Raw genomic sequence first — 17,781 nt, forward strand, 5'->3', positions numbered from 1 at the left:
ATATGCGCATCCTGTTACAACGTGCGGACGGCAAGCAAGCGGCATGGATCAGCGACTTGCGTGACTTGCTGCCCGAGGCCGAGATCATTTTCTGGCGCGAAGGCGAAGCAGTTGAACCATGCGACTACGCCGTCGTGTGGCAGCCGCCCGCCGCCATGCTGCCCGAGCTGGCCCACGTCAAGGCCATCTTCAACACGGGCGCCGGCGTCGACGCGCTGCTGAAATTCGGCGCGGCGCTGCCCGCCCACGTGCCGCTGGTGCGCCTGGACGACGCGGGCATGGGCGTGCAGATGGCCGAATATGTGAGCCACGCCGTGCTGCGCCACTTCCGCCGCTTCGACGATTACGAGGCGCAGGGCCGCGCCGGCATCTGGCAACCGCTGCCCCCATTCGACAAGGCCGATTTCCCTGTCGGCGTGCTGGGCATGGGCGCGCTGGGCACGCGCGTGCTGCAAGCGCTGGCGCAGTTCGAATTCCCCTTGCGCGGCTGGAGCCGCAGCCAGAAGCACATCGACGGCGTGCAGTGCTACGCCGGCGAGGAAGGACTCGCGGCATTTTTGCGCGGCACGCGCCTGCTGGTGTGCATGCTGCCGCTCACGCCGGACACGCACAACCTGCTCGACCGCGCGCGCCTGTCGATGCTGCTGCCGGGCGCCTATGTCATCAACGTGGCGCGCGGCGCGCATATCGCCGAACCGGATCTGCTGACCCTGATCCGCTCCGGGCATATCGCCGGAGCGACCCTGGACGTGTTCCGCAACGAGCCGCTACCGCAGCAGCATCCGTTCTGGCAAGAACCGCGCATCACCATCACGCCGCATATTTCGGCCGCCACCCTGCGCCGCGAAAGCGTGGCGCAGATCGCCGCCAAGATGCGCCGCCTGCACGCCGGAGAAGTGGTCGCCGGCATCGTCAACCGTTCGCAAGGATATTGAAATGAACCCTACTACCAGTTTGCCCAAGCAGGTCAAGATCGTCGAAGTGGGCCCGCGCGACGGCCTGCAAAACGAGAAGGACACCATCAGCGCCGCCGTCAAGATCGAACTGGTCGACCGCCTGACCTTGGCCGGATTCGCCAATATCGAGGCGGCGTCGTTCGTCTCGCCGAAATGGGTGCCGCAGATGGCCACCAGCGCGGAAGTGATGGAAAAGATCGCGCGCCGCGCTGGCACGATGTATTCCGCGCTGACGCCGAACATGCAAGGTTTCGAGGCGGCGCTGGCGGCAAAGGCCGATGAAGTGGTGATCTTCGGTTCCGCCTCCGAGGCCTTCTCGCAAAAGAACATCAACTGCTCGATCGCCGAATCGATCGCCCGCTTCGAAGGCGTGGCGAAAGCGGCCAAGGAACACGGCCTGCGCCTGCGCGGCAGCATCAGCTGCGCCTTCGGCTGCCCCTACCAGGGAGAAGTGCCGCTGGACGCCGTGGCCGACGTGGTGGGCCGCATGCGCGACCTCGGTTGCGACGAGATCGACATCGCCGACACCATCGGCGTGGCCACGCCGCACAAGACGCAGGCGGTGATGCAGCGCGCGATTGCTGCCTTCCATGTGAAAGGCCTATCCGGCCACTTCCACGACACCTATGGACAGGCGCTGGCGAACATCTACGCCAGCCTGGAAACGGGCATCGCGATCTATCACTCGTCCGTCTCCGGCCTGGGCGGCTGCCCCTACGCCAAGGGCGCCACCGGCAACGTGGCCACCGAGGACGTGCTGTACATGATGCAGGGATTGGGGATAGACACCGGCATCGACCTGAACCTGGTGGTGGACGCGGGCCAGTTCATCTCGCAGCAGCTGGGCCGCAAGGGATCGAGCCGCGCCGGCAACGCCATCGCGGCGAAACGCCTCGCTGGGTAGGTCGGACTAGCGTGGCGACGCCACGCGTAATCCGACAATATTGTTGGCATTGCGGTGTTGTCGGGTTACGCGCTATGCGCTAACCCGACCTACCTCGACGTACCTGAACTGTACAGACGAAAAAAAACCCAAGAGCCTGAACTCTTGGGTTTTTTTCTACAAATTTGGTCGGAGTACAAGGATTCGAACCTTGGACCCCCTGGTCCCAAACCAGGTGCGCTACCGGGCTGCGCCACACTCCGAAGACCAAAATAATACAGGCCGTATCGACTTCGGTCAAGGGCCAGGTGAAACTCTGTGTAAATTATTTACGCGCGGCACTGGAAGCCATGTATTTTTCAACACGAATGAAATATGCGACACTAAGTTCGCAAGTTTTCCCGCTCAGACATGAAGGCGACGACGGCAATGGATTTCAATATGGAAAGAAGCGACGGCGGCCGGCCCATGCCGAACCGCCGCGGCATCGTGCTGGGCATCGCCGTGTCCTTGCTGCTGCATGGCGCCTTGATCACTCTGTGGCGCCATGTGCAGCCAGCCGCGCGGCTAGATACGGCGCCGCGCGTGGAATCGATCGCCGTGTGGATACGCCCGCTGGCCGCCAGGCCTCCCCCGCCGCCCGTCGACGTCGTCAAGCCGAAGCGCGAACCAAAACCCGTCAGCAAGCCGAAACTCGCCCCTGTCCGGGAAACGCCGGCGGCGGCCACGGCGCCGGCGCCAGGTCCGCAAGCCATCACGGTGGTACCGGCGTCACCGGCCACGCCGGCGGCCAGTGCCGATACCTTCACGCAAGAGTCGCCGAAATTCGACATGGAAGCGGCCAGGAAGACGGCGCGCAAGATGGCCGGCGAGCGCGACCCATCCAAGGTGGGCACGGCCGTGGGGCAAATCCCCGACAAGCCGCTGCAAACGGAAACCCAGCTGGCGCGCGATATCGCGCAAGGCAAGCGCGGCGATTGCCGCACCGCCTATGCCGGCGCAGGCTTGCTGGCGCCCGTGCTGATGTTGCTCGACAAGAAGGATAGCGGCTGCAAGTGGTGAGGGTTGGCTTGACTATACCCATATTGGGTACTAACATACCCAATATGGGTATTTATGCGGACACATTGTTTTCCAAGACGCAGCAGCGCGTGCTGGCCTTGCTCTTTGGCCAGGCGCAACGGTCTTTTTATGCGAATGAAATCATCGCCTTCGCGGCCATCGGCTCCGGCGCCGTGCAACGCGAGCTGGCCAAGCTGGTGAAATCGGCCCTGGTGACCGTCAAGAAAGTGGGCAATCAAAAACATTACCAGGCGAATCACAATGCGCCGATCTTCGACGAGCTGCGCAGCATCGTGCTGAAAACCTTTGGCGTGGCCGACGTGCTGCGCGTCGCGCTGCAGCCGCACTGGCAGGAAATCGACCTGGCTTTCGTGTACGGCTCAATGGCCAAGGGCACGGAGCACGCACACAGCGATATCGATCTGATGGTGATTGGCAGCATGGCATCGAACGCCCAGTTGCTGGCAGCCTTGCAGCCAGCACAGCAGCAGCTGGCGCGCAGCATCAGCCCGACCTTGTACACGCGGGAAGAATGGCGGCAAAGAATAGACGAGGGCAAGTCATTCGCCGTGCGCATCCTCGAACAGCCCAAGATTTTTGTCAAAGGGGGCGACAATGAACTCATCAAGCTCACAGGCGCTGGCGAATCTGGCGCGCATCGGCCAGCTCAAGTCTGAGCCACCGGACGCGCGCGAACGGGCCGGCTTGCTGCGCTCGGCCACCGTGCGCCTGCACGATGCCAGGCAGGCGTACTGTCGCTGGAAAGCCGCTTCGACCTGGCGTATAACGCGGCGCATGCGGCCGCCTTGTCTGCGCTGCGTCAACATGGTTATCGCAGCGACAATCGCTATCTCGTCTTCCAAAGCCTGGAACACACGCTGGGTTTCACGCCGCAGCAATGGCTGCTGTTCAACCAGGCGCACAAGAAGCGCAACCTGGCCGAATACGAGGGCGAGTTGGATGTCACGGCAGGCTTTGTCGACGAGCTGGTCGAGCATGTGGAACTATTGCTCGTGGCGGCAAGGGCGCTCGATGCCCCGCCGCCCTCCTGATTTCCTTATTCCTGCCCCTTCAACTGCAACGCCCGTTCATACAGGGCGTTTTTCTTGCGGCCCGTGATCTGCGCCGTCAGATTCGCCGCCTGCTTGACGCTGCACTCGGCCAATAAAATGTTCAGGATGCGCTCCGCTTCCACGTCTTCCGCGTCCTGCGCCTCCGTCGCGCCCTCCAGCAGCACGACGAATTCTCCCTTTTCGCGGTGCGCGTCGGCACGGATCCAGCTTTCCGCTTCGGACAGGGGGCAGCGGTGGATTTCCTCGAACAGTTTCGTCAGTTCGCGCGCGAACACCACCTGGCGCGTGGGCTCGAACGCTTCCACCAGGGCCGTGGCGCAATCGAGGATGCGGTGCGGCGCCTCATAAAACACCATCGTCGCCGTCACGCCGCGCAGGCTGTGCAAGATGTTTTCGCGCTGCTTGGCCTTGGCCGGCAGGAAGCCGACAAAGTAAAACTGGTCATTCAACAGGCCGCTGGCGGAAATGGCCGTGATCGCCGCCGACGGGCCGGGCAAGGGCAGCACGCGCAGGCCCGCCGCGCGCACGGCATCGACAATGCGCGCGCCCGGATCGGACACGGCCGGCGTGCCCGCGTCGGAGACGAGGGCGATGCGCTCGCCCGCGTGCAGGCGGGCGATCAGGGTCTGCGCCACTTCGCGTTCGTTATGTTGATGCGCCGCAATCAATGGTTTGTTCAGGCCAAAGCGCGTCAGCAGGTGCGCCGTGTTGCGCGTATCTTCACAGGCGACGGCATCGGCAAGGCTCAGCAGATGCAGCGCGCGCAGGCTGATATCGGTCACATTGCCGATCGGCGTGGCCACTATATACAATGTTGCGATAGGATAGACCTGGTGCGCCGCCTCTGTCATGATGGGCAGGCTGGCGATGGAACTGATTTCTTGTACGGTCATTTTGGAGGTTGAATGCTTGCTAATAGTGTGAAGTTACTGCTTGTTTGTGCCGCGACCGGCATGCTGAGCGCTTGCAGCACGCCTTGCGACGCGCCCGGGCAATTGTGCGCGCCTATTGAATCTAACACAAGGGCGCTGCCGCCACCGAAGCCGCTGCCCGTGCCACCCAAGCCGGCCGCGCCCGAACCGGTGACGTTTGCCGTGGCCGTGCCCGATATCACGGCATACGACGGCAACGGCGCGCCGCTGGCACCCATCAAGAACAAGCCGGCCACCGGCACGCCACTCGACATGCCGGCCGCCACGGCGCCGGCGCCGTCCGACGGCAAGGTCCACCACATCGGCCTGCTGCTGCCGCTGCGCTCGGCTTCCCTGGGTCCGGCCGCCGAATTGCTGCGCGCCGGCTTCATGGCCGCGTATGAGCGCGACCGCAGCGGCTTCGAAGTGACGGTGATCGATACGGGCGATGGCAGCAGCGACGTACTGAACCAGTTTGCGCAGGCGCAAGAGGAACAGGACATCGTCGTCGGTCCCTTGTCGCGCTCGGCCGTCACGGCCGTGGCAAATAGCGATCTGGTACGCAAACCAACGATCGCCCTGAACCACCCGGACAACCGCGGCGAAGCGCGCCTGCCGGCCAAGCTGCTGGTGATGGGCCTGTCGATCGAGGCGGAAGCGCGCCAGGTCGCCGCCTGGGCCGCCAGCGAACAGCCGGGCGCCAGCGCACTGGTCCTGTCGGCCGGTTCGCCCTCGCAACGCCGCGTCAGCGCCGCCTTCAAACAGGAATGGCTGCGCCAGGGCGGCAAGATCGAGACGATGGACTTGACGGCCACGAATGGCTACCTGAGCGATGCCGAGCTGGTGCAGCTGCGCGCGCGCCTGGCCGCCACGCCGCCGGGCCTGCTATTTGCCGCGCTCGACGCCGACCAGGCGCGCCAGTTGCGCGTGGCCATCGGCAGCGATTTGCCCCTGTATGGCACCTCGTCATTGAATCCCGGCGCCGGGCGCGGCGCCAGCGGTCCCGAGCTCGACGGCGCGCGCCTGCTGGACTTGCCGTGGCAGGTGCAGCGCGACCATCCGCAAGTGATGGTGTATCCGCAGCCGCCGCAGCCAGGCGACGTCCGCCTGACGCCCGACATGGAACGCCTGTATGCGCTGGGCATCGATGCCTTCCGCGTGGCGCGCGAAGTGGCGCTGCGGCCGAACGCGCCGTTCACGCTCGATGGCGTGACGGGCCGCCTGGCCGTGCGCTTCGAGAATGATCAAAGCGTGTTCGAACGCACGGAGCAGGCCGCTACCTACCAGCAAGGCGTGCTGGGTACCTGGCCGCCGGCCGCGCCGGCGCCTGCGCCTGTCTCTGTGCCACCGGCCCAGTAAGAGTACGCCATGCCCCCCCTGCCATTCCAGAATAGACAGGCACGGGGACGGCAAGGGGAAGACGATGCGCTCGCGTATCTGCTGCTGCAAGGCTTGGTGCTGCTGCAGCGCAACTATCTGTGCAAGGGCGGCGAGCTGGACCTGATCATGCGCGACGGCGCCTCCATTGTTTTCGTGGAAGTGCGGCTACGCAGCAGTGCCGCCTACGGCGGCGCCCTGGCCAGCATCACGCCAGCCAAGCAGCGGCGCATGGTGGTGGCCGCGCAAACCTGGCTGCTGGGACACAAGACGCTGCCGCCTTGCCGCTTCGACGCGCTGGCCATCGATGGCGAACGCATCAGCTGGCTGAAGAACATCCTCGATATGTAAGCATTTTTAACAGTGCTTGTCCGCCATGCCGCGCGCCTGCACTATAATCGGCAGACTATGAATAATCAACGCATCCTCTCGCACTTCCACGAAAGTGCCGAACTCAAGATCCAGGCCGCCACCGTACTGGCGCAACCCATTGCGCAGGCGATCGACCTGATGTTTTATGCATTGTCCAACGGCAACAAGATCCTCGCCTGCGGCAATGGCGGTTCTGCCGCCGACTGCCAGCATTTCGCAGCCGAACTGGTCGGGCGCTTCGAACGCGAGCGCTTTCCGCTGCCGGCCCTGGCACTGACGACGGATACGTCGATCCTGACGGCCGTGGCCAACGACTACAGCTACCGCGAGATCTTCTCGAAACAGGTGCAGGCCTTCGGCCAGGCTGGCGACATCCTGCTGGCCATCTCCACGTCGGGCAATTCGGCCAACGTGATGGCCGCCGTGGAAGCGGCGCTCGAGCGCGAAATGCGCGTCGTGGCGCTGACGGGCAAGGACGGCGGCGCCATCGGCAAGATGCTGACGGACGCCGACGTGCATATCTGCGTGCCGGCCGAGCGCACGGCGCGCATCCAGGAAGTCCATCTGACCACCATACATTGCATCTGCGACGGCATCGACGTCGCCCTATTCGGAGGAGACGTGAATGACTAAATTCGGTACTGGCCCAGGCTGGAAACGCGTACAACGCCCATTGGCCACCGCACTGCTGTGCGGCGCCATGCTCACCTCGCTCACCGGCTGCATCGAATTGATGGTCGGCGGCGCGGTGATGGGCGGCGTTGCCGCAGCGGACCGCCGCACCCTTGGCGCGCAGACCGAAGACAAGTCGATCGCCCTCAAAGGCGAGTCGCGCATCCCCTCCATCACCGGCGACGTGGGCCACGTGAATGTCACCAGCTTCAACCGCCGCGTCCTGCTGACGGGCGAAGTGCGCGATGAAGCGATGAAAAATGCCGTCGAGCGCGAAGTGCGCAATATCGAAGGCGTGGAATCGGTGGCCAATGAATTGATCATCGCCGGTCCGGCCAGCTACACCTCGCGCTCGAACGACGCGCTGATCACCACCAAGGTCAAGGCCAGCCTGGTCGACATGAAAACCATCTCGGCCGCCTCGTTCAAGGTCGTCACCGAGAACGCCACCGTCTTCCTGATGGGACGCGTCACCCAGCGCGAAGGCACGGTGGCGGCCGACGTGGCGCGCGGCGTGGGCGGCGTGCAGAAAGTGGTCAAGCTGTTCGACTACATTTCGGAAGCGGAACTGAAGCAATTACAGCCCGATCCGCCGCAGCAGCGCACGACGGGCAGCGTCGGCGACAGGCCCCAGCAGTAAGCCTGTACGTCGTTTGACCTACGGCTTTGACGCGGGGATACGGCTATAATTGCCGCATCGCCGCGCTTTTCAAGTGAACTTATTTCAACTTTGCCATGTCAACTTCGCCCTCCGCAAGCAAGTCCTGGATCAAGCCAGCCCTGATCGCCGTCTTCGTGGCGGGCGTGGCGGCAGCCGGCTATCTGTCGCTGAATGACAAGCAAAGCGCGCCGGACGTGACGTTCCACGGCATCCATGGCGAAAAAATCACCTCGGCCAGCCTGCGCGGCAAGGTCGTGATGGTCAATTTCTGGGCCACCTCGTGCACCACCTGCGTGGCGGAAATGCCGGACATGGTCGATACCTACAACAAGTACAAGGGGCAGGGCCTGGAATTCGTGGCCGTGGCCATGAAGTACGATCCGGCCAACTACGTGCTGAACTTTGCCGAAACGCGCCAGCTGCCGTTCAAGGTGGCGCTCGACGTGACGGGCGAAGCGGCCAAGGCCTACGGCGACGTGGCCCTCACGCCCACCACCTTCGTGCTCGACAAGCAGGGCAAGATCCTCAAGCGCTACGTGGGCAAGCCCGAGTTTGCCGAACTGCACAAGTTGCTGGAGACGGCCATCGCCGGCTAAGGCGCAGTACCACACAAAACCTTGTTGCTAAAGGTTGCCAACTTGTTATAACCTTTACAGGCGTGATCCCATTCACCTTGTGAAGGCCAGCCGTGTCCCTAGCCGCTCAATCGCCCGACCCGCAGCAACTGAAAACCTGGCTGCTCGCCGCCGGCAACAGGGACGCCACGGCGTTCCGCCAGCTCTATCACGCCACCTCATCGAAACTGTTTGGCTTCGCGCTGCGTATATTGAATAAGCAAGAGCTCGCTGAAGAAGCCTTGCAAGAGGGATTCGTCGCCATCTGGAACAACGCCGCCACTTACCAGAGCCATCTGGCCGCGCCGATGACCTGGATGGCCACCATCGTGCGCAACAAGGCGTTCGATGTGCTGCGGCGCAGCGACGATACCGTGGAAATCGATGCCGAACAGTTTGATAGCGAAGTCATGAATGCACTCCGGGATCCCCAGGCCACGCCGATCGAGTCACTGCAACTGAGCGGTGACGCCAAGGCGCTGGCGTTTTGCATGTCGGCCCTGGAAGGGCTGCACCGGCAGGTGGTCGCCCTGGCGTTCTATCACGACCTGTCGCACAGCGAAGTGGCGCAGCAGATGTCGCTGCCAATTGGCACCGTGAAGACCTGGATACGCCGCAGCCTGGAACGGCTGCGCACGTGCCTGGCGAAACGGGAGGCACCATGAATATCCGCGGCAATGACACCCTGCGCCAGAAACTGGCGTCCGAATACGTGCTGGGCACCCTGAAAGGGGGCGCGCGGCGGCGTTTCGAAGGCTGGCTGCACAACGACGCCGATTTGCGCAATATCACGGCCGAATGGCGGCAGCGCCTGGAACCGATGGCGGAATTTGTCACACCCGTGGCGCCGCCCAAGCGCGTGTGGCAGCAGATCGAGCAGCGCCTGCATCTGGCGCCGCAGGGCGGCTGGTCGCTATGGCGCGATTCGCTGTCATTCTGGCGTGGTCTGGGCATGGCTTCGAGCGCCATCGCCGCGCTGCTGGTGATCGTCGTGGCCACGCGCCTGCTGGACGCGCCGCAGATCAGCTATGTGGCCAGCCTGACGGACGAGAAAGCGCAAACGGCCCTGCTGCTGACGGCCGACAGCCGCCACGGCGCGCTCGAGGTGCGCATGGTGGGCAACGCGCCCGTACCTGCTGATCGCGACCTGGAACTGTGGGCCGTGCCGAAGAGCGGCAACCCCCGTTCGCTCGGTTTACTCGCCGACAAGGGCAATGTGACACTGGCGTTGTCGCAGCGCGCCATCGGCAGCGACGTGGCCTTGCTGGCCGTCACGCTGGAGCCGAAAGGCGGTTCGCCGGATCCGAACGGACCGACGGGACCGGTTTTGTATAAAGGTAACTGGGTGAAGATTTAAGTTTATTTGGGATACAGAATCATCTGCGTGCAGCGGAACAAGGCGATCGTCTTGCCCGTTTCCTTGCTTTTCACCACGGCATCCCACACTTGCGTGTTGCGGCCCTTGTGTTCAACCTTGGCCGTGCAGGTGAGCGTGCCTTCGCGGGCCGTGCCCAGGTGGTTCGATTTCAGTTCGATGGTCGTGAAGTTCGTCGCGCCTGCGGGCAGGTTGACGATGCAACCGTAGCCGGACGCCGTGTCGGCCAGGGTCACCACGCTGCCCGCGTGCAGATAGCCATTCGGCGCCAGCAGATGCGGCAGCACGGGCAATTCCGCCGTCAGCTGGCCGTCGCCCACTTGCGTGATGACGATGCCCAGGTGGCCGGGCAGGCGGCCGGTGCCGCGTTCATTCAACATTGCTACGGTGATCTCGGGATTGCTCATGCTGCTCCTTGTGCGGGTGAGTCCGGACAGTGGATACGCCGGAAAATACTATGATGATAGCAATTTTGCCCGCGGCGGTCTGGCGGCGCCTATTTCCGGCCGCGCCGCCGTTTCCACCACACCAGAGTCCCCGTCAGCAGGAACAGCAGCGGCATCAAACCAAAGACGGTAATGAAGGCGCGCCCGGCCACGCCAAACGCCTGGCCCGAATGCAGGGGGAATTGCCAGCCCAGGAAGCGCTCGCCATACGGGGCCATCAACGGATCGCGGATGCGCAGGGGCACGCCGCTGCGCGCGTCCAGGGTCAGGCGCGTGGCGCCGTCGCCATGGGCGATTTCATCCGGCTGGCGCACGCGGATCTCGTACGGCTGATCCTGCCTGGCCGGCAACACGATGCGTGACACGCGCGCCTGCGGATACAGCCGCTGCGCGGCGGCCATGGCCTGGCCCGCGTCGAGCACGGCGCCATTCTGGGCCACATTCTTCAGTTTGACGGTATCGGGCACCGTCGACACGAGCGCCACCAGCGACACGATCAATTGCGGCAAATTGAAATAGATGCCGGAAAAGGCGAGCACGGCCAGCACGGGCGCGGCAAAGAAGCCGGCCGCCTTGTGCATCGTATAGTGAAAGCGCGGCCAGGAGCCGCCATGCGACACCGTCAGGGCGCGCTTGATCGCCGTCCACTGCAGGCGCGGCCACCACAGATAGATGCCGGTGAGCGCCATCAGCAACAGCATCACGCCGGAAATGCCGGTAATGGTCTTGCCCACCTCGCCAGACAATACATAGCGGTGCAGATGAAACATGCCCGACATCAGCAGCGGGCGCGTGAGGCCGAAACGGCCCCAGTCGCGCTCCCCTTTCACGTGCAAGGTGTAGGGATCGACCATCACCTGGCGCACGATGGCCTGGCTGAAAGGGGAAGGCTTGCCAGCCTGGCGATATGACGCCACATACACGTCGCGCGCATCGGCGGGCGGATTGAGCTGGCTCGGCTTGCCGTAGGCAGGGTCGGCCGCAAGAGTGTCCACCACCGCCTGCAGCGTGCGCGGCGTCACCTGGAACGCCTGGCCGGGCGCGGGCGTGCTCGCCTGCAACAGTGTGGGATTGAGCCAGGCATCGAGCTCCGGCATCCAGGCGATGGCGGAGCCCGTCAAGCCCAGCAGGACGAACAGGGCGCCGAACCACAGGCCCGCATACAGGTGCAGCTTGCTGATCAACCACTTGCTGGGGCGTCGCGACATGGAAACTTTTGGGAAATTTGGGCTGCGAAACGATAGCATGAAAGGCCGGGAGTGAAAATCATTATCAGATGGCATTCTGGCGAGGCCACGCAGCGCAATTGAATTGCAACAAGCGCTGACAGCGGGGCAATTTTCTTGCTACTATGCGCCCATGTCTTCCCGCCAGCCCACCCGCAAGCCTTACGGCGAGCCTGCTCATCACGCTGCCGCCGCCCTCGCGCGCACGCCGTGGCGGCTGTGCGTGGCGCTGTTCAGTGCGCTGGCCCTCGTGTTCCTGCTGTCGACGGCTGCCTCGCACCTGCACAAGACGACCCTTGACGCGGAAGAGTGCGCGCTGTGCGCCACGACCATCGACAAGGTGGCAGACATCGCCGTGCCGCCGGCCATCACCGAGCCGCCCGCCCAATTGCTGCCGTACCGCTTGCTGGCCCTGGCTCCCGCCAGCCTGGCGCCCATCGCCGCCCTCATCCTGCCGCCCGTGCGCGGCCCGCCTGCCGCCTCACTGTAGTTCCCACGCTGTTTTCCCTTTTTCAGGTTGCCCCTTGTCGCGCGTTCATGCGCGCCGGGCCGCCTGGCGTTGACTATCTTTGAGGTTTACCATGCAACACACACCACGCTTGAGCGCGCTGTCGCTCGCCCTTGCCAGCCTGTTCAGCTTTTCCGCCCACGCCGCCGAGCCTGCCGAGGCCAATAGCGATAGCGCACCGCAAGACATGCAGAAGGTCGAAGTCACCTCCGCCCATTTGAAAAGCGCGCGCATCGAACTGTCGCCGAAAGTCGGCACCACCATCTACAGCATCGACAGCCACATGGTCGACATGCTGGGCCAGGGCGACAACACGCCCTTCAATGAAGTGCTGCTGCGCCTACCGGGCGTATCGCAGGATTCGAAGGGTTCCGGCGCCCTGCACGTGCGCGACGACCATGCCAACGTGCAATACCGCATCAATGGCGTGCAACTGCCGGAAAGCATCAGCGGCTTCGGCCAGTCGATCGACACGCGTTTGATCGACAAGACGGATTTCATGACGGGCGCCTTGCCGGCCCAGTTCGGCCTGCGCACGGCCGGCATCGTCGATATTGAAACAAAAGAGGGCGGTATGACGCCCGGCGGGCGCATCGGCATCATGGTCGGCAGCCACGACCACGTGGAGCCGAGTGCGGAATTTTTCGGCAGCGTGGGCAAGTTCAATTACTACCTGTCCGGCAGCTACCTTGGCAATGCGCTGGGCGTGGAAAACCCGCAGGACACGCGCGGCGCCCTGCACGACAAGACGCGCCAGAACAAATCGTTCGGCAGCCTGTCGTATTTCCTCGATGACAACACGCGCCTGGGCGCCATGTTCGGCACCTACAACGGCCGCTTCCAGATCCCCAACAATCCGAACCAGGCGCCGGCCTTCTCGCTGGCTGGCCACAGCGATGCGCAGGCGGGCACGACCACGTTACCGTCGTCGCAGCTGAATGAAAACCAGCGCGAAGTGAACCGCTTCCTCGTGCTGTCGCTGCAGAAAAGCCTGGGCGACGTCAATTACCAGGTGTCCGCCTTCCACCAGTATTCGGCACTGCACTTCACGCCCGACGCCATCGGCGACCTGATCTACAACGGCGTGGCTTCCGACTCACGCCGCGCCAACAGCGCCTCCGGTGCCCAGTTCGATATCAGCTACAAAGTGCACCAGGACCACACGGTGCGCGCGGGCCTGGCCTACACGCGCCAGAAGACGACGAGCGACAACACGGTGGCCGTCTTCCCCGCCATGGACGGCGCGCAAACGTCCACCACGCCGGTCAGCATCCTGGACAACAGCGGCAAGACGGGCACCCTGGCCAGCGTTTACCTGCAGGATGAATGGCATATCAGCAAACCTCTGACCCTCAACTATGGCGCCCGCTTCGACAAGGTCTCGGCCTACACGAGCGAGCAGCAATGGAGTCCGCGCGTCAACCTGGCGTACCAGCTGGCGCCGGGCACGGCCCTGCACGCCGGCTATTCGCGCTACTTCACGCCGCCGCCGCAGGAACTGGCGGCGCAGGGCAGCATCGACCTGTACGCGAACACGACGAATGCGCCGGAAATCGGCCGCTCCGACAACGTCAAGGCGGAGCGCACGCATTACTACGACGTGGGCATCAGCCACCAGGTGAGTCCGAAGCTGACCGTGACGGCCGATGTGTACTATAAAAAGATCAACAACCTGCTCGACGAAGGCCAGTTCGGCCAGGCGCTGATCTTGACGCCGTTCAACTATGCGAACGGCTACGCCAAGGGCCTGGAGCTGTCCGCCATCTACAGCGAGAAAAACTGGGGCCTGTTCCTCAACGCCAGCACGCAAAAGGCCCAGGGCCGCAACATCAATTCGGGGCAAGCACTGTTTGGCGCCGATGAGTTGAACACCATCCGCACCCACTATGTCTACCTGGATCATGACCAGAAATACACGCTGTCAGGTGGCGGCCATTATCACTTCGGCGATTCGCAAGTGAGCGCCGACTTCCTCTACGGCAGCGGCCTGCGCATGACACCGGACGGCGGCGCGCCCAATTCCGGCCATTTGCCGAGTTACTTCACCGTCAACACGGCGCTCACGCATACGTGGAAGAACACGCCGGTCGGCAAGGTGGAAGGACGCCTGGCCCTGATCAACCTGTTCGACAAGTCGTATCTGCTGCGCGACGGTTCCGGCGTGGGCGTGGGGGCGCCGCAGTATGGCGCCCGCCGCAGTTTCTATGCGGGTTTGTCCACAAGTTTCTAACAACACCTAACAAAACCGTAGCGAGCGGGATGAGTTGTGGTTGAGACGCGGAACTGTGCGAAGCACGGGGACGCCGAGTCAGTGAGCATCGGAAACCGCGACCCGCGACGCGCAGTAGGTTTTGATAGGTGTTCTAAGAGTTACGCGCGAAGACAGCGGTAGGGTGCAACGCCTGCCGCTGTCGGTTGCCGTCCCGTGTCATGACTCATCCCCAGGCGATGGCCGTTTGCCCATGCGCCTGCAAATACGCATTGGCCAGGCTGAACGGCTTGCTGCCGAAGAAACCTTTGCTGGCAGACAAGGGAGACGGATGGGGCGCCGTCAGCACCAGGTGCTCGCCGGGATCGATCAAGGTCCGCTTCGCTTGCGCATGGCCGCCCCACAGGATGAACACGAGGTGTTCACGCTCGGCGGACAGGTGGCGGATCGCGCTGTCCGTCAGCTTTTCCCAGCCCTTGGCCGCGTGCGAACCGGCCGCGCCGGCGCGCACGGTCAGCACACTGTTGAGCAAAAACACCCCTTGCTGCGCCCAGTCGGTCAGATCCGTGCGCGTGCGCGCCACGCCTACGTCGCTCTGTAATTCCTTGAAGATATTCTGCAGGCTCGGCTGTGGTGGCGTGCCTTCGGGAATGGAAAAACACAGGCCCATGGCCGCGCCCGGCGTGTGATACGGGTCTTGCCCCAGGATCACGACCTTCACCTGCTCGAACGGCGTCAGGTCGAATGCGCGGAAGATGTACTTGCCCGCCGGACTACATGGCCCCGCCGCATATTCCGCCTTCACGAAGGCGGCCAGGCGCTCCCAGTACGGCTGGGCAAACTCGCCCTCCAGCCGCGCCTTCCACGATGCGTCGATGCGTACGTCCATGGCTCCCCCGTCAATCATGTTCTTAAAACATCATCCACCAGTATAGCCGCGTCATGGCCGGCACCGCGTTACGGTACGGCCGGGCAATGCCTATTTGTCGTCGTAGTGATAGCGGCACGCCGCCACGTCAATACAGCCCGCGTCGGGAAGGTACACGAGCCGGTGCTGGCGGTCGATGCGGCGCGACCAGAAACCCGTCAGTTCGCCTTTCAGCGGTTCCGGCTTGCCCGTTCCCTTGAACGGATCCGCCAGGCACTCTTCGAGCAAGTCATTGATTTTTTGCAGGATTTTCAGATCGTTCTCTTGCCAGAACAGATAATCTTCCCTGGCATGATCGGTCCAGGCCAGCACGGCGGCGCGCGCCTGCTGCTTGTTCTCAGCCTTCCGGTTTTTCATGTTGCGCCAATTCCCTGGGCTTGGCCTTGCCCGCCTTGATCTGCGCCACGGACGCCATCAGCCGGCTGGCATTCTTGGCCGTGCCCAGCAAGTACAGGGTTTCCTCGATGCTGTTGTAGTCGGACAAGGACAACATCACCACGTGTTCGCCATTCACGCGCGTGATCACCGTGGGCGTGTGGTCGTTGCAGACGTCGTCCATCACGCTTTTCAGGCCCGCGCGCGCCTCGCTGAAAGTCAGGATATTCATGCCGTGCCACCGCCCCATTGAAAGTACATGCGGATAATTGTACAGGATGTTGTACATCACCTCAATCAGGCAAAAAAAACCGCCCGGCTAAAGCGGACGGTTTTTGATACGGCGCAAGGTGCTTAGAAATTCAGCGCCGATTCCACGCCGGCGCTGTGCGCCTGTTCATCCGCGTGGTACGAGCTGCGCACCATGGCGCCGACGGCGGCGTGGGTGAAGCCCATTTTGTACGCCTCTTCCTCGAACATCTTGAACACGTCCGGGTGCACGTAGCGGCGCACGGGCAGGTGGCTGTTCGATGGCGCCAGGTACTGGCCGATGGTCAGCATGTCGATGTCGTGCTCGCGCATGTCGCGCATCACTTGCAGGATTTCCTCGTCCGTCTCGCCCAGGCCCACCATGATGCCGGACTTGGTCTTCACGTCCGGGTACATGGCCTTGAAGTCCTTCAGCAGCTTCAGCGAGTGCATGTAGTCGGAGCCGGGACGCGCTTCCTTGTACAGGCGCGGCGCCGTTTCCAGGTTGTGGTTCATGACGTCAGGCAAGCCATCCTTGAACAGGTTCAGGGCTTTTTCCAGGCGGCCACGGAAGTCGGGCACCAGCACTTCGATGCGGGTGTTCGGCGACAGGGCGCGCGTTTGCTGGATGCACTCGACGAAATGGCCGGCGCCGCCGTCGCGCAAGTCGTCGCGGTCGACGGAAGTGATGACGACGTAGTTCAGGCGCAGCTTGGCGATGGTTTTCGACAGGTTGGCCGGCTCTTCCTTGTCCAGCGGGTCCGGGCGGCCATGGCCGACGTCGCAGAACGGGCAGCGGCGCGTGCACTTGTCACCCATGATCATGAAGGTGGCCGTGCCCTTGCCGAAGCATTCGCCGATGTTCGGGCAGCTGGCTTCCTCGCACACGGTCACGAGCTTGTTTTCGCGCAGGATGTCCTTGATTTCATAGAAGCGGGTCGATGCCGAGGCGGCCTTGACGCGGATCCAGTCCGGCTTTTTCAGGCGCTCGACTTGCTCGATCGGAATGATCTTGATCGGGATGCGCGACGTCTTGCTGGCGCCTTTTTGCTTTTCGCTCGGGTTGTAGGCGGGAGCGGCGGGGGCGGTGCTGGAAATGGTCTCAGAAGTCATGGCTGCAAGCCCTTGAGGGGCAAAGTTTGGTTTGTTTGCTCAGGCATCCGCTGCCTGAGGCGCGCCTGCGGCGCTGTGTACTTCGCTTACATCGAGTAATACGGTCAATTCATGGGCCAGGGCCCGCTGCACCTCGGCCAGCGGCACCGACACGCCCAGGCTGCGCATGTCCACCGTCTTCAGGCCGGAATAGCCGCAGGGGTTAATCCAGGAAAACGGCGCCAGGTCCATCGCCACGTTGAGCGATACGCCATGGTAGGTGCAGCCGTTGCCGCGCACTTTCAAGCCCAGCGCGGCGATCTTGGCACCCTTGTCTGGCCCGCCGGCAATATAGATGCCAGGCGCGCCATCGATGCGCTCGCCAGCGAGATTATACGCCGCCAGCACGTTGATGATGGCTTGCTCGATTTTATGCACGAACTGGCGCGCATACAGCTTGCCGCCCGGCTTGTTGCGGCGCAAGTCCATCAACAGGTAAATCACCACCTGGCCGGGGCCGTGGAACGTGACTTCGCCGCCACGGTCCGTCTGCACCACGGGGATCGCGTCCGCCCCGGCCAGCAAGTGGCCGCGGTCGGCCGCCAGGCCCAGGGTGAACACGGGCGGATGCTCGACGATCCACAGTTCGTCGCGCGTCTGCGTCGTGCGCGCGTCGGTGAAGGCGCGCATGGCGGCAAAGGTCGGCTCGTAATCGACGCGGCCCAGCTCGCGGATCAGCGCCGTTTCGGTTCGGGTGGTGGTCATGACAGATTCTGTAGTCAGCTGCCGGCG

At 63.3% G+C, this 17,781-nt stretch carries 22 protein-coding genes and 1 tRNA gene; 14 read left to right on the forward strand and 9 right to left on the reverse strand.

Going from position 1 to position 17,781, the window contains the following annotated elements; genetic code table 11:
• Window positions 1-2 precede the first annotated feature (2 nt).
• Both AC54AF_RS11915 and AC54AF_RS11920 read left to right on the forward strand, forming a co-directional pair.
• A complete protein-coding gene (locus tag AC54AF_RS11915; RefSeq protein ID WP_131686972.1) occupies window positions 3-935 on the forward strand; it encodes an NAD(P)-dependent oxidoreductase in 933 nt (310 codons plus the stop codon).
• A gap of 1 nt (window position 936) precedes the next feature.
• Window positions 937-1,860 carry a hydroxymethylglutaryl-CoA lyase gene (locus AC54AF_RS11920; protein WP_496636711.1) on the forward strand — a complete coding sequence of 308 codons (924 nt, stop codon included), beginning with the start codon at window positions 937-939 and terminating at the stop codon, window positions 1,858-1,860.
• Window positions 1,861-2,025: 165 nt separating this feature from the next.
• Here AC54AF_RS11920 and AC54AF_RS11925 read toward each other — a convergent pair.
• A tRNA-Pro gene (locus AC54AF_RS11925) sits at window positions 2,026-2,102 on the reverse strand.
• 178 nt (window positions 2,103-2,280) lie between these two features.
• Here AC54AF_RS11925 and AC54AF_RS11930 point away from each other — a divergent pair.
• The 3 genes from AC54AF_RS11930 to AC54AF_RS11940 all read left to right on the forward strand — a co-directional run bounded on the left by AC54AF_RS11930 (window position 2,281) and on the right by AC54AF_RS11940 (window position 3,953).
• Window positions 2,281-2,901: a hypothetical protein gene (locus AC54AF_RS11930; RefSeq protein WP_496636712.1), complete on the forward strand. Its 621-nt coding sequence runs from the start codon at window positions 2,281-2,283 to the stop codon at window positions 2,899-2,901.
• A 44-nt stretch (window positions 2,902-2,945) separates the two neighbouring features.
• On the forward strand, window positions 2,946-3,578 hold the full coding sequence (locus AC54AF_RS11935) for a nucleotidyltransferase domain-containing protein (RefSeq protein WP_496636713.1): 633 nt from the start codon (window positions 2,946-2,948) through the stop codon (window positions 3,576-3,578).
• Window positions 3,579-3,707: 129 nt separating this feature from the next.
• Entirely contained in the window at window positions 3,708-3,953 is a 246-nt protein-coding gene (locus tag AC54AF_RS11940; RefSeq protein WP_496636714.1) for a hypothetical protein, read from the forward strand.
• A 5-nt stretch (window positions 3,954-3,958) separates the two neighbouring features.
• On the opposite strand, the gene rsmI is transcribed toward AC54AF_RS11940, so the two are convergent.
• On the reverse strand, window positions 3,959-4,867 hold the full coding sequence (gene rsmI / locus AC54AF_RS11945; protein ID WP_496636715.1) for a 16S rRNA (cytidine(1402)-2'-O)-methyltransferase: 909 nt from the start codon (window positions 4,865-4,867) through the stop codon (window positions 3,959-3,961).
• Window positions 4,868-5,026: 159 nt separating this feature from the next.
• On the opposite strand from rsmI, the gene AC54AF_RS11950 reads away from it, so the two are divergent.
• From AC54AF_RS11950 to AC54AF_RS11980, 7 genes are all read left to right on the forward strand, one after another.
• Complete coding sequence (locus AC54AF_RS11950; RefSeq protein WP_496636716.1) at window positions 5,027-6,244, forward strand: penicillin-binding protein activator; 1,218 nt, start codon at window positions 5,027-5,029, stop codon at window positions 6,242-6,244.
• A 9-nt stretch (window positions 6,245-6,253) separates the two neighbouring features.
• On the forward strand, window positions 6,254-6,613 hold the full coding sequence (locus tag AC54AF_RS11955) for a YraN family protein (RefSeq protein WP_496636717.1): 360 nt from the start codon (window positions 6,254-6,256) through the stop codon (window positions 6,611-6,613).
• Window positions 6,614-6,670: 57 nt separating this feature from the next.
• Entirely contained in the window at window positions 6,671-7,267 is a 597-nt protein-coding gene (locus AC54AF_RS11960; protein WP_034752465.1) for a phosphoheptose isomerase, read from the forward strand.
• Entirely contained in the window at window positions 7,260-7,946 is a 687-nt protein-coding gene (locus AC54AF_RS11965) for a BON domain-containing protein (RefSeq protein WP_496636718.1), read from the forward strand. Before AC54AF_RS11960 ends, AC54AF_RS11965 begins: the two co-directional genes overlap by 8 nt.
• 95 nt (window positions 7,947-8,041) lie before the next feature.
• Entirely contained in the window at window positions 8,042-8,563 is a 522-nt protein-coding gene (locus AC54AF_RS11970) for a peroxiredoxin family protein (protein WP_152258939.1), read from the forward strand.
• A gap of 92 nt (window positions 8,564-8,655) precedes the next feature.
• The gene (locus tag AC54AF_RS11975) at window positions 8,656-9,246 is read left to right on the forward strand and encodes a sigma-70 family RNA polymerase sigma factor (RefSeq protein WP_496636719.1); all 591 of its coding nucleotides are present in this window, start codon (window positions 8,656-8,658) and stop codon (window positions 9,244-9,246) included.
• Complete coding sequence (locus AC54AF_RS11980; protein WP_496636720.1) at window positions 9,243-9,938, forward strand: anti-sigma factor; 696 nt, start codon at window positions 9,243-9,245, stop codon at window positions 9,936-9,938. The genes AC54AF_RS11975 and AC54AF_RS11980 overlap by 4 nt, the downstream gene beginning before the upstream one ends.
• 2 nt (window positions 9,939-9,940) lie before the next feature.
• Here AC54AF_RS11980 and AC54AF_RS11985 read toward each other — a convergent pair whose 3' ends face one another.
• Both AC54AF_RS11985 and AC54AF_RS11990 read right to left on the reverse strand, forming a co-directional pair.
• The gene (locus tag AC54AF_RS11985; protein WP_131686962.1) at window positions 9,941-10,363 is read right to left on the reverse strand and encodes a hotdog fold thioesterase; all 423 of its coding nucleotides are present in this window, start codon (window positions 10,361-10,363) and stop codon (window positions 9,941-9,943) included.
• Between the two features lie 89 nt (window positions 10,364-10,452).
• Window positions 10,453-11,610 carry a PepSY-associated TM helix domain-containing protein gene (locus AC54AF_RS11990; protein WP_496636721.1) on the reverse strand — a complete coding sequence of 386 codons (1,158 nt, stop codon included), beginning with the start codon at window positions 11,608-11,610 and terminating at the stop codon, window positions 10,453-10,455.
• A gap of 151 nt (window positions 11,611-11,761) precedes the next feature.
• On the opposite strand from AC54AF_RS11990, the gene AC54AF_RS11995 reads away from it, so the two are divergent.
• Both AC54AF_RS11995 and AC54AF_RS12000 read left to right on the forward strand, forming a co-directional pair.
• Window positions 11,762-12,118, forward strand: coding sequence for a hypothetical protein (locus AC54AF_RS11995; protein WP_496636722.1), 357 nt, complete (start codon window positions 11,762-11,764; stop codon window positions 12,116-12,118).
• Between the two features lie 91 nt (window positions 12,119-12,209).
• The gene (locus AC54AF_RS12000) at window positions 12,210-14,366 is read left to right on the forward strand and encodes a TonB-dependent receptor (protein WP_496636723.1); all 2,157 of its coding nucleotides are present in this window, start codon (window positions 12,210-12,212) and stop codon (window positions 14,364-14,366) included.
• A gap of 205 nt (window positions 14,367-14,571) precedes the next feature.
• Here the strand turns inward: AC54AF_RS12000 and AC54AF_RS12005 are convergent, their stop codons facing one another.
• The 5 genes from AC54AF_RS12005 to lipB form a co-directional block, all read right to left on the reverse strand.
• Entirely contained in the window at window positions 14,572-15,234 is a 663-nt protein-coding gene (locus AC54AF_RS12005; protein ID WP_496636724.1) for a uracil-DNA glycosylase, read from the reverse strand.
• A 90-nt stretch (window positions 15,235-15,324) separates the two neighbouring features.
• Window positions 15,325-15,630, reverse strand: a complete 306-nt coding sequence (locus tag AC54AF_RS12010) for a Txe/YoeB family addiction module toxin (protein ID WP_496636725.1) — start codon at window positions 15,628-15,630, stop codon at window positions 15,325-15,327.
• Window positions 15,611-15,880 (reverse strand): type II toxin-antitoxin system Phd/YefM family antitoxin, encoded by a 270-nt coding sequence (locus tag AC54AF_RS12015; RefSeq protein WP_215410191.1) that lies wholly within the window; start codon window positions 15,878-15,880, stop codon window positions 15,611-15,613. The genes AC54AF_RS12010 and AC54AF_RS12015 overlap by 20 nt, the downstream gene beginning before the upstream one ends.
• Window positions 15,881-16,002: 122 nt before the next feature.
• Window positions 16,003-17,010, reverse strand: coding sequence for a lipoyl synthase (gene lipA / locus AC54AF_RS12020; protein ID WP_099408224.1), 1,008 nt, complete (start codon window positions 17,008-17,010; stop codon window positions 16,003-16,005).
• A 39-nt stretch (window positions 17,011-17,049) separates the two neighbouring features.
• Entirely contained in the window at window positions 17,050-17,754 is a 705-nt protein-coding gene (lipB, locus tag AC54AF_RS12025; protein ID WP_496636726.1) for a lipoyl(octanoyl) transferase LipB, read from the reverse strand.
• Window positions 17,755-17,781 lie beyond the last annotated feature (27 nt).

It is taken from the genome of Janthinobacterium sp. JF4 (assembly GCF_059617925.1).

Bases quoted from the DNA above. Each gene is read 5' to 3' on its own strand.
- AC54AF_RS11965 (WP_496636718.1), top strand. From the start codon at position 7,260: ATGACTAAATTCGGTACTGGCCCAGGCTGGAAACGCGTACAACGCCCA.
- rsmI (WP_496636715.1), bottom strand. From the start codon at position 4,867: ATGACCGTACAAGAAATCAGTTCCATCGCCAGCCTGCCCATCATGACA.
- AC54AF_RS11970 (WP_152258939.1), top strand. From the start codon at position 8,042: ATGTCAACTTCGCCCTCCGCAAGCAAGTCCTGGATCAAGCCAGCCCTG.
- lipB (WP_496636726.1), bottom strand. From the start codon at position 17,754: ATGACCACCACCCGAACCGAAACGGCGCTGATCCGCGAGCTGGGCCGC.
- AC54AF_RS12000 (WP_496636723.1), top strand. From the start codon at position 12,210: ATGCAACACACACCACGCTTGAGCGCGCTGTCGCTCGCCCTTGCCAGC.
- AC54AF_RS11995 (WP_496636722.1), top strand. From the start codon at position 11,762: ATGTCTTCCCGCCAGCCCACCCGCAAGCCTTACGGCGAGCCTGCTCAT.
- lipA (WP_099408224.1), bottom strand. From the start codon at position 17,010: ATGACTTCTGAGACCATTTCCAGCACCGCCCCCGCCGCTCCCGCCTAC.
- AC54AF_RS11985 (WP_131686962.1), bottom strand. From the start codon at position 10,363: ATGAGCAATCCCGAGATCACCGTAGCAATGTTGAATGAACGCGGCACC.
- AC54AF_RS11990 (WP_496636721.1), bottom strand. From the start codon at position 11,610: ATGTCGCGACGCCCCAGCAAGTGGTTGATCAGCAAGCTGCACCTGTAT.
- AC54AF_RS12005 (WP_496636724.1), bottom strand. From the start codon at position 15,234: ATGGACGTACGCATCGACGCATCGTGGAAGGCGCGGCTGGAGGGCGAG.
- AC54AF_RS11935 (WP_496636713.1), top strand. From the start codon at position 2,946: ATGGGTATTTATGCGGACACATTGTTTTCCAAGACGCAGCAGCGCGTG.
- AC54AF_RS12010 (WP_496636725.1), bottom strand. From the start codon at position 15,630: ATGAAAAACCGGAAGGCTGAGAACAAGCAGCAGGCGCGCGCCGCCGTG.
- AC54AF_RS11960 (WP_034752465.1), top strand. From the start codon at position 6,671: ATGAATAATCAACGCATCCTCTCGCACTTCCACGAAAGTGCCGAACTC.
- AC54AF_RS11920 (WP_496636711.1), top strand. From the start codon at position 937: ATGAACCCTACTACCAGTTTGCCCAAGCAGGTCAAGATCGTCGAAGTG.
- AC54AF_RS11980 (WP_496636720.1), top strand. From the start codon at position 9,243: ATGAATATCCGCGGCAATGACACCCTGCGCCAGAAACTGGCGTCCGAA.
- AC54AF_RS11955 (WP_496636717.1), top strand. From the start codon at position 6,254: ATGCCCCCCCTGCCATTCCAGAATAGACAGGCACGGGGACGGCAAGGG.
- AC54AF_RS12015 (WP_215410191.1), bottom strand. From the start codon at position 15,880: ATGAATATCCTGACTTTCAGCGAGGCGCGCGCGGGCCTGAAAAGCGTG.
- AC54AF_RS11930 (WP_496636712.1), top strand. From the start codon at position 2,281: ATGGAAAGAAGCGACGGCGGCCGGCCCATGCCGAACCGCCGCGGCATC.
- AC54AF_RS11915 (WP_131686972.1), top strand. From the start codon at position 3: ATGCGCATCCTGTTACAACGTGCGGACGGCAAGCAAGCGGCATGGATC.